12 protein-coding genes and 1 pseudogene are annotated in these 12,656 nt (G+C 59.3%); 7 read left to right on the forward strand and 6 right to left on the reverse strand.

Annotated elements, in window-relative coordinates:
• Positions 1 to 100: 100 nt before the first annotated feature.
• The 3 genes from TZ00_RS20600 to TZ00_RS10005 are packed head-to-tail and all read right to left on the reverse strand — an operon-like array spanning position 101 to position 1,891.
• A complete protein-coding gene (locus tag TZ00_RS20600) occupies positions 101 to 502 on the reverse strand; it encodes a ubiquitination-like system serine protease family protein (protein ID WP_420796230.1) in 402 nt (133 codons plus the stop codon).
• Entirely contained in the window at positions 499 to 1,659 is a 1,161-nt protein-coding gene (locus TZ00_RS18860) for a ThiF family adenylyltransferase (RefSeq protein WP_052521456.1), read from the reverse strand. Before TZ00_RS18860 ends, TZ00_RS20600 begins: the two co-directional genes overlap by 4 nt.
• The gene (locus TZ00_RS10005; RefSeq protein WP_044441239.1) at positions 1,634 to 1,891 is read right to left on the reverse strand and encodes a multiubiquitin domain-containing protein; all 258 of its coding nucleotides are present in this window, start codon (positions 1,889 to 1,891) and stop codon (positions 1,634 to 1,636) included. The genes TZ00_RS18860 and TZ00_RS10005 overlap by 26 nt, the downstream gene beginning before the upstream one ends.
• A 244-nt stretch (positions 1,892 to 2,135) precedes the next feature.
• Here TZ00_RS10005 and TZ00_RS20380 point away from each other — a divergent pair.
• The 3 genes and pseudogenes from TZ00_RS20380 to TZ00_RS10015 all read left to right on the forward strand — a co-directional run.
• Positions 2,136 to 2,279, forward strand: a pseudogene (locus tag TZ00_RS20380) (helix-turn-helix domain-containing protein); the annotation flags it as partial.
• A gap of 48 nt (positions 2,280 to 2,327) precedes the next feature.
• Positions 2,328 to 2,573 (forward strand): hypothetical protein, encoded by a 246-nt coding sequence (locus TZ00_RS20385; protein ID WP_238579652.1) that lies wholly within the window; start codon positions 2,328 to 2,330, stop codon positions 2,571 to 2,573.
• Positions 2,570 to 3,118 (forward strand): ImmA/IrrE family metallo-endopeptidase, encoded by a 549-nt coding sequence (locus tag TZ00_RS10015; RefSeq protein WP_052521457.1) that lies wholly within the window; start codon positions 2,570 to 2,572, stop codon positions 3,116 to 3,118. The genes TZ00_RS20385 and TZ00_RS10015 overlap by 4 nt, the downstream gene beginning before the upstream one ends.
• 473 nt (positions 3,119 to 3,591) lie before the next feature.
• Here the strand turns inward: TZ00_RS10015 and TZ00_RS10020 are convergent, their stop codons facing one another.
• The 3 genes from TZ00_RS10020 to TZ00_RS10030 all read right to left on the reverse strand — a co-directional run bounded on the left by TZ00_RS10020 (position 3,592) and on the right by TZ00_RS10030 (position 7,029).
• Complete coding sequence (locus TZ00_RS10020) at positions 3,592 to 4,782, reverse strand: ATP-dependent nuclease (RefSeq protein WP_161793759.1); 1,191 nt, start codon at positions 4,780 to 4,782, stop codon at positions 3,592 to 3,594.
• A gap of 856 nt (positions 4,783 to 5,638) precedes the next feature.
• Positions 5,639 to 6,193, reverse strand: coding sequence for a restriction endonuclease (locus TZ00_RS10025; RefSeq protein ID WP_044441244.1), 555 nt, complete (start codon positions 6,191 to 6,193; stop codon positions 5,639 to 5,641).
• Positions 6,190 to 7,029, reverse strand: a complete 840-nt coding sequence (locus TZ00_RS10030; RefSeq protein ID WP_044441246.1) for a toll/interleukin-1 receptor domain-containing protein — start codon at positions 7,027 to 7,029, stop codon at positions 6,190 to 6,192. Before TZ00_RS10030 ends, TZ00_RS10025 begins: the two co-directional genes overlap by 4 nt.
• A gap of 1,031 nt (positions 7,030 to 8,060) precedes the next feature.
• Between TZ00_RS10030 and TZ00_RS10035 the strand changes: the two genes are divergently transcribed.
• The 4 genes from TZ00_RS10035 (at position 8,061) to TZ00_RS10050 (ending at position 12,606) form a co-directional block, all read left to right on the forward strand.
• A complete protein-coding gene (locus TZ00_RS10035) occupies positions 8,061 to 9,191 on the forward strand; it encodes a Shedu immune nuclease family protein (RefSeq protein ID WP_084606029.1) in 1,131 nt (376 codons plus the stop codon).
• Positions 9,192 to 9,366: 175 nt separating this feature from the next.
• On the forward strand, positions 9,367 to 10,473 hold the full coding sequence (locus TZ00_RS10040) for a histidinol-phosphate transaminase (protein WP_084606030.1): 1,107 nt from the start codon (positions 9,367 to 9,369) through the stop codon (positions 10,471 to 10,473).
• A gap of 31 nt (positions 10,474 to 10,504) precedes the next feature.
• Positions 10,505 to 11,626 (forward strand): thiamine pyrophosphate-dependent dehydrogenase E1 component subunit alpha, encoded by a 1,122-nt coding sequence (locus TZ00_RS10045; RefSeq protein ID WP_044441248.1) that lies wholly within the window; start codon positions 10,505 to 10,507, stop codon positions 11,624 to 11,626.
• The gene (locus tag TZ00_RS10050; RefSeq protein ID WP_044441250.1) at positions 11,626 to 12,606 is read left to right on the forward strand and encodes an alpha-ketoacid dehydrogenase subunit beta; all 981 of its coding nucleotides are present in this window, start codon (positions 11,626 to 11,628) and stop codon (positions 12,604 to 12,606) included. The genes TZ00_RS10045 and TZ00_RS10050 overlap by 1 nt, the downstream gene beginning before the upstream one ends.
• Positions 12,607 to 12,656: the final 50 nt, after the last annotated feature.

Below are 12,656 nucleotides of genomic sequence, written 5' to 3' on the forward strand. Positions count from 1 at the left end.
CAAGGCCGCCGCATTCGGCAATCATCACCTGGTTGCGCAATGGCGCTCGTCTACGGGCGCTGTTCCTCGCGTGCAAACCTAATGCGAACAGGCAGCCCGGTCAGCCTGCTCGGCGCCAGAGCCTCCTCCACCAGGACGGCGACTTCGTCGACGGTGATGTTTGTGCTCGATGATTGTTGAGCGCTTGGCGGTCGGACACCTGCGCCTTCGATGCTTCTGCAGCGTCTAACGAGTCGTGCCAGTCAACTTCACCTCGGGTGATGAAGTAATGGGAGTTGCAAGGAAGGCCTGTTGCGCCGACTGAGGGCTTGAGGGAGACCTCGCCGTCGAAAATGATCCGCCATCGGGCGGGAGACAGCTTCGTTACCACTTCGCGCCCACAGCCGCTCGGGCAGATATGTCCCGCGGTCGAGTAGCTCGTTGAGACGTAGAGTATGCCTGGCTCCATCGGTGTTGGGAACGACTCCACGAAGCGTGCATCGTAGTGATCAATCTCGGTCATTCGAGGTCGCCGTTTCGAATCTCGTTCGAGAATAGCTTGTAGACGGTGAGGTTCGATTCTTCATGGGTTGCATAGAATCCGAGGTACCGTTTCCAACGAATGACGGCAAGGATCGCGTTTAAGGCGTTCAGTTCTGCCAATTGGATGTTGCTGCTGTAGTCGTCCTCGCCCGGGGGAACGGATGGAGCGGTCGGCAGGGGCGATTCGTCCCCTGGAAGGTAGGCCGAGACCTTCGCCATACCGGTGAGACCGTGCTCTCCTTCCCTGAAACTCATGCCGACATCGATGAAGGGCACGCCGCGATCGCGGAGCCAATGCATGATTACGGGTCGAGCTTCCGCGTCGGCGGCGGCGAGGAACACGAATGTCGATCCTTCTAAAAGGTGCAGGGTCTCCGCCGTGAGGGCGACGGGGTGCGCAGTGATGCCGCTGTGCATGCGTCCGTACTCGGCGGCGAAATACTCGGCCTTATTCGGCTGCGTGGCCAAGACGTCGATCGCCACTGCCCCAGGGGCGCGGTATGCGTTGTGAGTTTCCAAGCTGTCACCGTCGATGAGAATGATCCGGTCGACCCAGGTCTTGGCGACTTGATCGAGGACGTAGCTGCCCGTGCCTCCGACGCCGACGATCGCGATGGTGTGGCCGCGAAAGAGGTTGTTGAGCGTAATCAGTCCGGCGCGGGTCGTGTTCGTATCGGGGTAAACGAGCGGGAGGTCGTCCGGCACGACTTGGTAGGAACCGTTCCTGGTGTCGGCGACAGTGGGGTCAATCTGCCAGGCGGCATTTCGCAGGATGTGGGCGTACTGCCGAATCTTGTCGTGCAGACTCGCGTAAGCGCCGCTCGGCGGCTTGAAGGACATCATGAAACCGGCGCGTTCCCCCACACCGAAGTCATGTGGGTCCAGGGTCGCGAGCGTTCCGCCGTTTTCGTCGCGTGGCTCCTCGCCCGCGAACCAGATCCGGTGGTCGGTCGCGTCGGTGAGCACGCCTTCGATAACGGTCACAGGAAGTACCAATTGGCCGTCACGCCGTAGCCCGGATGGTGCGAGATATGGGAGGCATCGGATGACGAGGTGCCCGCTTCGGAGCACCATGTCGTAACCGTCCGCGACGAGCAGGGCGACCGAACTGTCAGGACCGGTTTGCTGGTTCGACATCGAAGACCATCCCGTCCTTCACTTCGACGCTCTTGCCCGGACGCAGAGCATGATCGGGGCCGTGTCCGCGACTGTACTCGACCGTCGTGCCGGCCGGATCGTACGGCTGCCCCGGGAAAGCGAGCTCGACGACCTGCTCAAATGTGATCTTTTTTTCGGACCAATGCTGCGCCCGAGTGTTGACGACTATCTTCACTGTCTTGACCTTCTCTGAAGCCGTTTCAACGGTCATGGTGTTGCCTTTCTTTGGAAAGCGCTCGATCCGACTGAAGGTGCGCTACATACATGACTGTATCAGCAAAGCGGCATTGCCGATCAAGTGATTCGACGTGTCGTGTCATTCGCGCATCATTAAGGCGTTATTCTCGAAGCATGCAAGGGATCCCTTATTCGTCAGCGACGTCACAGAGGACGGCGTGACCGGCTCCTCAGGCGCCCCAGGCGCAGAACAGATCGACCTCGCCCAGTTAGGCACAATGCTGCGAGAGCGCCGCGGAACTTTGTCGCTGAGACAGGCGGCCGCAGAGGTGGGTGTCAGCTTCAGCACGCTCACGCGCGTGGAAGCTGGCGCCCAACCCGATTTAACATCCTTCACTCTCTTATGCAGCTGGCTGGGGGTATCTCCCGCCCAGTTCTTCATGCCTGTAGCGGAGCGTCGTGTCACGCCCATGGACGAAGTCATCGCGCATCTCTCGGCCGATCCGCGTCTCGAAGCTGATGCGGCGTCGAAAATCGCTAGCGTGCTGAAGAATATGTATGACGTGCTCGCCAAGGCCCCAACGCATCGACCTGTGGTTGCCTGCCACTTGCGAGCTGCGTCTGCTCTTCGCCCTGGGGTCCCGCACCGCCTGAACTTGATGCTGGGCGCAATGCACGACAAGCTGGCTGAGCGTGTCGCGGCCGGGGAGCTGTGACTCTCAGGCGCGGGTTCAAGGCAGAAGCTGAAAGGGAAGCAGCCCGCGTTCGCAAGGAACTCGATCTAGCCCCGCATGATCGCCTCGACCCGCGGGAACTCGCGAAGCACCTGAGTATCGCTGTAGTCGATGGCTCCGACCTAGTGGACATCGCAGACCTCGAAGAGCTCGAGCGACTGCAGGCCTTTGCGTTCTCCGCTGCTACCTTCGAGATCGAGGATCGGTCGATCATCGTCGTCAATCCATTGAGAACGATTGGCCGCCAAAACAGCGATATCGCCCACGAACTGGCTCATGTAATGCTCAAGCACGTCCTTTCCGAGATCCGTGAGGTCGATGGAATGCCATTCCGAACTTGTAGACCGGAAGAAGAAGAGGAAGCGACTGCTTTTGGAGGAGCCCTTCTTCTCCCGCGTCCGCTCCTGCTGAGTGCGGCACGGCGTCAGGCAACCGTGGACGAGATTTCGCAGCAGTATGAGGTGACTACCGAGATGGCGCGTTTTCGATATAACTCAACCGGAGTAGCAAAGCAGCTTGGTCGCTAGCGCATGTGCCGGCCGTAGCTGCGCCCCTGAGGGTCACATCGGAGCCCGGGAAAGGGCGCAACTGGTGACGTTCACGTTCAGGGCGGGGCTGTGCCCGTGATTTTGTTCTTGCAGTAGCAAGGGCGATCCCGGTGCCACCTCGAGCATATTTCGCAGAAGGGAGACTCTGGTCATTGACGAGGGGCATCCGCTCGATGCCGTTGGTCGACGCAGGATCGGGACGTCGTGGACGCGTGATACAGCCGTCCGAGCCTAGGTTTAGGCATACGAGGTAGAAGTGGTGCACCAGGTTGCGGGCATCCAGTGATCTACTCGTAGAGTCGGTGCGGCATTGCACCGGTGACCGACTTCAGATCGCGACTCGTTAACCGATAAGCACAGTTTGCCGTTTTTGACAGAATCTGGGACACGGTTGACCTGGCCGTCGCCCCGTCTTTCCAACCGACCCGATAACGCCAGGCTCGGCCAGAGCACTACATCACCTGTTGTTGAGTGGTGAATCTCCGTACATCCTGAAGAAATTCAATGGCTGCTGTTGCATTCTCATAGGCCCTCCCTTCGAGGACCGACCGAAGCCACCGGGCCTTGTTTTGTGATGAATATTCCGGATGGAACCCTTCGAGCTCACCTACCGGCACAAGAAAAATGCCGAAACCCTTCAAGCCTTGATCGAGCGCTCCGTAGGCCCGTAGTGCGTCACCGTGTAAAAGGCGTTTGCCTTGCTCCTTAAACTCCTTCCAGCCCGACCGTCCGGTTAGGGCTTTGGAGACTCGGCCAACCAGGGCACTCGTGACGTTTCCGTTCGCTTCACGAAGGAGTTGCTCGATCTCTGCTCGAGCGGCCACAACAGACTTTTTCTGATCCCGATCGCGGACCGCTGAGATTACAACACGTCTATCGCGTTCGAACAGGGCCGGGTCGGCTCCCGCAGCCATCAAGATTCGTTCGAAGTCGACATCGTTCTGAAGGAAATCGACGTCCACCAATGCCGCCACAGGTACTTTGGTACGCCGGAAAGCCTCCATGGCTACGTGGATGCGGGCTTTTCCCCCGGTGTGTGAGAAATGGAGACCTGAATCGATCCCCTCCTCCTGGTCGATCTCCTCAAGGACGGCGCGGTAATAGGTGCAATCGGAGTCTGCTTCGCAGATGACGACTCCGCGGACAAACAGACCGTTCAGCATGTCGTAGTAGCGGATCAAAGGATCGTCATATAGGTCCTTCACTGCCTCCGCGGTGAGCTGTGCCACCGCTGCCTCATCATCCTCGCGAGTTAGTCGAACGATCGAGACGCCATCCCCGGCGGTACTTGTCAGACCGGCGATGATGTCTTCGCTGTGCGTTGACACGATGACCTGGGTTCCGCTGGCATGCTGCTCTGATAAAAACTGTCCCAGGAGTCGCGCCTGAGGCGGGTGAAGGAAGGCTTCGGGTTCGTCTAGCAAGACGACGGGATATGCGCCTGCCAGAACAGATAGCGCCATGCCTATGAATGCCTTGAAGCCGTCGCCCTGATCGTCCACACGGGGGAGGCCAGCAAGCTGCTGCAGGTACGACGTAGTTTGAGGAGATTGACCCTCCTCTTCAACTGGTGCTCCAACGTGAAGGTGGATCATGCTGCCGGAGTATCTGTTGACCGTGGTTGGTTTTCCGAATGCTTTCATAGTGAGGGTGCTTAGGGACCCCTCTAGGCTTCGATTGGCGTAGAGCTGCTGCACCGCGTTCGATGGGGATTCGCGGAGACTATCGTATGCGCTAGTCGAACTAGCCATGTGCAACCGACTGCTGGCGTCCATAAGTATCGAGAAGTAGGGAGCCAGCGGACCGAGTCCAATGTTTGAAGTCCAATGCTGATCTACGTCGGATCCCACGAGAATCTGACCATTCGGTAGGCGCCAACTCGGTTCGGCGAAGAAGCCCTCTGGATGCTGACCGGCAGGGCGGATCGGGTACATTGAACTTAGGGATCTCTTCAATGCGTCGACGTTTTCGTCCGGTTCAAGCTCGTACGCTTCAACTAGTTTGTGATCCGTGATTGCGCCTTGAAAAGGGTGGCGAGCAAAGGCAGCTTGTAGCTCTCGCAAGAAGGTGCTTTTCCCAGAATTGTTGGGACCCACGATCGCAGTTACTGAAGATGAGATGGGGATTCGAACTCCGCCGGTCAGACGAACTGCTTGCAGCCTCAACTTGACTCCGTCTTTCCTAGAGATGATCAACGTAACAGCGCATCGATTGTCGTCGATAGTTTTCTCGCCCGGAAGAGTTCGGATTAAACGCCTTTGTATCTCTGGTTCAACCAATTCACGAAACTACGCCTTCTATGGGAGATAGAGGTTGACCGTGTTAGCCGCGAAGCATGGCTGGCCGCACACGCCCCAACAGGGAACTGATGAATTAGGTAGAGCACCGGTGCAGGAAGCTCTTTCAGGTTTCAGGTTTCAGGTTTCAGGTTTCAGGTTGCGAGGTCGAGCGAATTGACGACTTGTGAAACTTTTTTAGAAGCACTTGAGCCCGTTGCGCCTACAAAGCGGTTCGTGGGTCTTCATAAATCTCGCCGCTAAGGATTAGTGCGAGTCGTTTGCGGATGAGGAGGCGGATCAGTTCATCAGTCGAGGACAAGATCTCAATCTCAGCTCTTGTCAATATGAGAATGTGCCGACCGGCGCTGAGATAGCTATACAGGGCGTTATATGCCGCCGTCCTCGAAGTAGCGTCACCAGTGATGCCGGACGCGGCAACTAAGATTCCGAAACTCATTCCCCGATTTTCAAGCTTTTCTTTGAACAATACGATCTCGGTGTAGCCGACTTTGGCAGACCAGTTCTTTGCCTCGATAAGAATGAACGCGTCGAACTGCCGAAGCCCGTCAGGTGGTCCATCGTTCCAAAAGGCAACATCGATTTCAGCAACGCCCCCGGGGTTCCTTGCTTTGCGGGTCGTGTTCGATATCCCGGGCACTAGCTCGAATAAGTACACGATGAGTTCCTCGAGGGCATCACCTTTCTCCGAAGTCGTCCTCGCCGCGTCCCCGCGAGCGAAAAGCTCTGCGACGACGGCAGGATCGATCGAAGTCATCGTGGCGACTTGCCATGGAACGACTCATTACGCAAGTCACGTACGACGAGTGCAAAGGACTTGGCGCGCATCCTCTCGAGGAGCTCCAACGCGGACACGAAAATGACCGGATATCCACGCCCGGCCGCGTCTTCTGCAAGTAGCCGAGATGAACTCTCTTCGCGGTAGATGACTATGGCGAGATTTGACGTTGGGGACTCTCCGAGGAGCGTCGCAACCCTCTCGAGTGTCTGGGGTGTAACAGACCTGACGAACTCGACAAAGAGCGGATTTGCTCCAAACGAAGAAAGATCATCGGACCAGATCGCGAGATCAAAACCTCGAGGTTCTTTCCTGGACACCACTATTGCGCCAGACCGCTCGATCGCTTCTGCTATCGCGCTGAGGGATTCTGCCTCTGAACCGAAACGAACCACGGTGGCCAACTGGTCAACCGTAGAACCCAGTGATACCTCCATAGATCCAAAATCCCGCTGGTTGATCTTGTATGTTGCGGCGTGCAGAGCATCTCTGACTAAGTTCGAATCGAATGATCGAATTATAGGTCTGTCGCTCAACGACGATGGGACTATCGAGTCATCAAGCACGATCACGACCATGGGTATGCCCAATGCTGTCGCGATGCCGGCTTCGAACAAGCTCGATTCGCGCTGCAATTTTCCGAGAAGGACTATGACAGCGTCCGCTGACTCGATCGCTCCGCGGATTGCTGCTGCGAACTGAGTACCGAGTTCTACTACCTCGGAGAGCACGAAGGGCTCGTGCCCGAGCCGTTGTAGATCCTCCACGAGAGATCGCGTGTCGAGTCTGCTCCCCGACGAGATGAAGATTTTCATTCCATTTGGCACTCGGTACCCCATCGCGATGAATTTTGCGGTTTGGCTCTGCGCTGTCTATCGAGCATAGGGACTCGATCTGGCAGCACCAACCTACGCTGATGGCCGGCGCCGAAGTCCTCTAGGCGAGGCCGCGAGCTCCGGGTCTTTCGACTTGCCTGGTCATAAACAAGCGTCCGCATCAATAAGGCGGGAGATGGATACCGCGCACGAATCCAACGGAAAAGAGGCTCTCAGCACAAGGCCTGTTCCTCGAAGTCGTTCCTGTGTGGACGGTTGTTGCCTACGAAACCTAGTCGACCGTAGTCGGACGAGACGTCAAGTGTGTGATGCGCGACGTAGAAGTTACATCGCGTCAGTCGCAGCGGCGCCAAGGAGACGCGAGATATCTCGTCAATAGACGGCGCGGTCGCCGCGATCTCGCCGTTCAATACATGAGACTCACGACCAGGGCATTCTTGAGCAACGTACGCCGGACGTGAACGCCTTACCGGCCATATAGGGGGATCCAAGTGGAATCTACGAGCTTCAATTTTCTAGAGTTGGATGCGGAGACGCGCGGGCACATGCTTAGCGAGCTCAGATACGACATCTCTTCGCAAGGCGCGCCCTTTCTGGGAGCTGGACTTACTGCCCGAGGGCGAGTGGACTACGTTTCGCTCATTGAGCACGCGCTTCAGGCTGGAACGGAGGCCGACCTCATCAACCGACTGAATGAAGAAGGACGCGTGGTCGACGCTCCAGTGGATGCCGCGAGAAAGCTCGGTCGGACGGAGTTCAACCGTTACTACATTCGCGGAATATGCCTGCGAGCGTCATCTCATGGCACGAACGTGGTTGTCGTGTATAGGGCCCATGGCTCGGCGTCTCCGAGACCAGAATCAGTGGCACTGATGGATAGCGATCAGCCTGCCCCTGTCCTGCTCGCAAATGTTCGAGGAAGTCAAGGTGGCGACCCCGCCACCGGGCTGGGGCGAGTCAATTCGGGACTCTCAATTCGTTGTGGATGCTCGCCCTGCAGGACTGCCTAGGTGGGCGAGACATTCCCGGACCAAAGCCAAGCGGCGCGCGATTTCGGGGCCCCCGCCCGAATAATTTACGAAGACTTCGTTGGGATGGAGCAACGAGATGTACAGCCTGGAACTGGATCCATTTGGGAAGTGGGCGCAGATAACGGAGGGGTGACGTATCGGGTCAAACTGCTGACCGTTAGAGGTACCAACGCAGTAGACGAAATTTGGATCATGACGCTGGGCGAGGGAGATAAAGAACACAAGACGGTTCTCCACCTGCAAGGAATCCCCGCAGCACATCTCGTGGCGCTGATGCGAAACAAGAGTTTCGATACGAGTGGCGCCGACATGGTTCGCTCCACGAGAACGAAGACTATCCCTGATTCGGAATCGTTGGTCACTGCCTACGATCATGACGCGGAACGTTTCAGGGCACTAATCGCTGGTGACGCGGGAGCGGTTGACGTCGTAGCCGTGGCTCACCGGCGTGCGGTTGTGACGGAATTTCGGGCACTCTTGGAAGATGACGAACACTTCGATTCGACGCTTGCGTTACAGAAGGCGAAATCGACTGAGGGTGTCTGGCAGAACTTTTTTGAGTCCAACCCGTGGCTTTTGGGATTGGGTCTCTCGACGCAGTTGTTCACCGGGTGGGACGCTGATCGTTTAGAACAGGTTGTGACCGGCTACAGCGTGGCAGGACCCGGAAAGCGAACAGATGCACTTCTACGAACTGCCGGTGCAGCCCAGTTTTTGGTCTTTGCAGAGATTAAGCACCACAAAACGGATCTTCTAGGTAAGGAATATCGATCCGGATGTTTTTCTCCATCAACTGAAATTTCGGGAGCGGTGGCTCAAGCCCAGGGCACGGTACAGCTGGCTCAAGAACATATGGGAGCAATTCTCCGGAAAACCGAAGAAGGCGTTTCGCAACCAGTGTTGGATGCTTATACGTATCGACCCCGCAGCTTTGTAGTTGCGGGGAGGCTGGACGAATTTATTGGTGAGGCTGGCGGCGCCCATCAAGGCAAAATTCGATCTTTCGAATTGTTTCGCCGCAATCTGCATGAGCCGGAGGTCATCACGTTCGATGAGCTGCTTGCGAGAGCTGAAGTGGTCGTCGGTGCATACGAGAAGAAGACAACCTAGTGCCCCCTGGCGAAAATAGGGGTTACGGAGGTTGCAGCTAAGTGCCTCATTGATGTCCGGCACGTAATAGCGAGGTCGGACGACGAACTCGTAACAAGTACATCCATTCACTCCGCCTGCTTCGTATGTGAATTGATCTGCGGAAGCTACGAACGCCGCAACATAGACTGACCCAGTGAGCGACTCCCCCGTTTCCCCCGTCAAGCTGCGTCCCGAAATCCTCGCCTTGCCCCCCTATAAGCAGGGCACCTCTATAGAGGGAGGCTTCAAGCTCAGCAGCAACGAGAACCCCTTTCCGCCGCTGCCCGCGGTGCTCGAGGCCGTCGAGAAGGCGAGCGCCTCGCTCAATCGCTATCCGAATGCCGCCGCGCCCGATCTCACCAACGCGCTGGCCGAGCGGTTCGGCGTGAGTGCCGACGAGGTCATTATTGGGGCCGGGTCTGTCTCCCTTCTCGTGCAGCTCGTGCAGGCTGCGGCCGGCGCGGGTGACGAGGTCGTCTACTCGTGGCGGTCATTCGAGGCCTACCCCTGGATGCCCACACTCACCGGGGCCGTCAGCGTGAAGGTGGCGAACACCGACGACCACCGGCACGACCTGCCGGCGATGCTCGATGCGATCACCGAGCGCACTCGGCTGATCATCGTGTGCAGCCCTAACAACCCCACCGGAACCATCGTCACTCAAGACGAGTTCGAAGACTTCATGAGCAAGGTCCCCGGCGACCTGCTCGTGATCCTCGACGAGGCCTACACAGAGTTCGTCACCGACGATGACGCCGTCGACGGAAAGACGCTGCTCGGCAAGTACCCGAACCTCGTTGTGCTGCGCACCTTCTCCAAGGCTTACGGGCTCGCGGGTCTGCGCGTCGGCTACGGCATCGGCCCCGCCGCCATCCTGCAGGCCGCGCGCACGACGGCCATTCCGCTCGGAATCACCGACCAGGCGCAGCACGCCGCAGTCGTGAGCCTGGGCGACGACGTGCAGCTCAACGAGCGAGTAGCTGACATCGCCAAGCGCCGCGACGACCTGTGGGTCGCCCTCATCGACCAGGGCTGGGACGCTCCGAAGCCCCAGGGCAACTTCATCTGGCTGCCCACCGGAGAGCACACCGCGCACGCAGCGCAGGTATATGCCGAAAATGGAATAGTCGTTCGCGCGTTCCACCCCGAGGGCGTGCGGATTTCGATCGGCGAGCACGAATCTGTAGAGAAACTCATCGCTATCTCGGCAAAGCTTGTCGCAACCCTCTCAGAGGGCCCGTCGACGCACCCGATAGCGTAGGCATACAAGCGAAAGACAAGAGGGTTCTTCTATGACCACTCCTCCGCCCGCGGTTCAATTTCTGGCCACAGACGGTTCCTTCGCTCCCAGTGCCGGGAGCGACGAGTACCTGCCCTATGTAGAGGCGCTCAGCGACGAACAGCACGAGCAGTTCTATCGCGACATGGCCGTCATCCGGCGCTTCGATACCGAGTGCACCAATCTGCAACGCCAGGGGCAGATGGCCCTGTGGCCGCCGAGCCACGGACAAGAGGCCGCTCAGGTCGGGTCGGCCCGCGCTACGCGTGCGCAGGACCACATCTTCCCCAGCTACCGCGAGCACGTCGTCGGCAAGATCCGCGGCATCGACCTCATGGGCATCGTCGAGCTGATGCGCGGCACCACCCTCGGTGGGTGGGACGTGAACGACCCCAAGAACGGCAACTTCCACGGCTACACCTTGGTGCTCGGCACGCAGACGCTGCACGCCACCGGCTACGGCATGGGCATCAACTTCGATGGCGCCGTCGGCACGGGCAACCCCGACACCGACACCGCCGTGATCGTCTACTTCGGCGACGGCTCCACCAGCGAGGGCGACGTCAACGAGGCCATGGTCTTCGCGGCCAGCTACCAGACGCCCACCGTCTTCTTCCTGCAGAACAACCAGTGGGCCATCTCGGTTCCGGTCGCCACGCAGTCGCGCGTTCCTCTCTACCTGCGCCCGCGCGGTTTCGGCATTCCGAGCGTGCAGGTCGACGGCAACGACGTGCTCGCCAGTTACGCGGTGAGCGCCAAGCACCTCGACGACGCCCGCAACGGCCTGGGGCCCAGCTACATCGAGGCCCAGACGTACCGCATCGGCGCCCACACGACATCCGATGACCCCACCCGCTACCAGAACGACGAGCAGCTGGCCTATTGGGTCGCCCGCGACCCGATTCTGCGCTTCGAGGCGTTCCTCAAGAACAAGGGCGCGAGCGAGGCCTTCTTCGCAGACGTCGAGCAGGAGGCGGCCGACTTCGCGGCGGACATCCGGCACCGCACGCTCGAGCTGCCCAACCCCACGATCGACAACCTGTTCGACCACGTCTACAGCGAACCGCACCCGCTCGTCACCGAGCAGAAGGCCTGGCTCGCGAACTACGAGGCGTCGTTCGGAGGAGACAAGTAATGGCCGTCGAAGAACTTCCGCTGGCGAAGGCCATCAATGCGGGCCTGCGCAAGGCCATGACCGACAACGACAAAGTCCTTCTTATGGGCGAAGACATCGGAACGCTGGGCGGCGTCTTCCGCGTGACCGAGGGCATCAAGGCCGAGTTCGGCGACAAGCGCGTGCTCGACACGCCCCTCGCCGAGTCGGGAATCGTCGGCACCGCCATCGGCCTCGCCCTGCGCGGCTACCGCCCGGTCTGCGAGATCCAGTTCGACGGCTTCGTCTACCCGGCCTTCAACCAGATCACCACGCAGCTCGCCAAACTCACCAACCGCGGCCGGGGCACGCTCCGCATGCCCGTGGTCATCCGCATCCCCTACGGCGCCCACATCGGCGCGATCGAGCACCACATGGAGAGCCCCGAGGCGTACTTCGCGCACACGGCCGGCCTGCGCGTGGTCAGCCCGTCGACCCCGAACGACGCCTACTGGATGATCCAGGAGTCGATCGAGTCGAACGACCCCGTGATCTTCTTCGAGCCCAAGAGCCGCTACTGGCCCAAGGGCCCCGTCGATCTGGATGCCTCGGCCTCGCCGCTGCACGCCAGTCGCGTCGCGCGCACGGGCACGGATGCGACGCTCGTCGGCCACGGCGCCATGGTCACCATGATGCTGCAGGCCGCAGAGCTCGCCGCGACGGAGGGCGTGAGCCTCGAGGTCATCGACCTGCGCTCGATCAGCCCCATCGACTACGCGCCCATTCTCGACTCGGTCACCAAGACCGGCCGCCTGGTCGTGTGCCAGGAGGCCTCGGGCTTCGTGAGCGTCGGATCGGAGATCGCCGCGACTGTCGCCGAGAAGGCGTTCTACTCGCTGCAGGCGCCGGTGATTCGAGTCTCGGGCTTCGATGTGCCGATGCCCGCGCCTCGTATCGAGTCGCTGTTCTTGCCCGACGTCGACCGTATTCTCGAGGCCGTCGACCGGTCGCTGGCGTTCTAGTCCTCCCGGGCTCTTCGCTTCCTCAGTTCTTCAACCGCAAAGGATGGCAT

Source organism: Agreia bicolorata (assembly GCF_000938265.1).
Taxonomy (GTDB): domain Bacteria; phylum Actinomycetota; class Actinomycetes; order Actinomycetales; family Microbacteriaceae; genus Agreia; species Agreia bicolorata.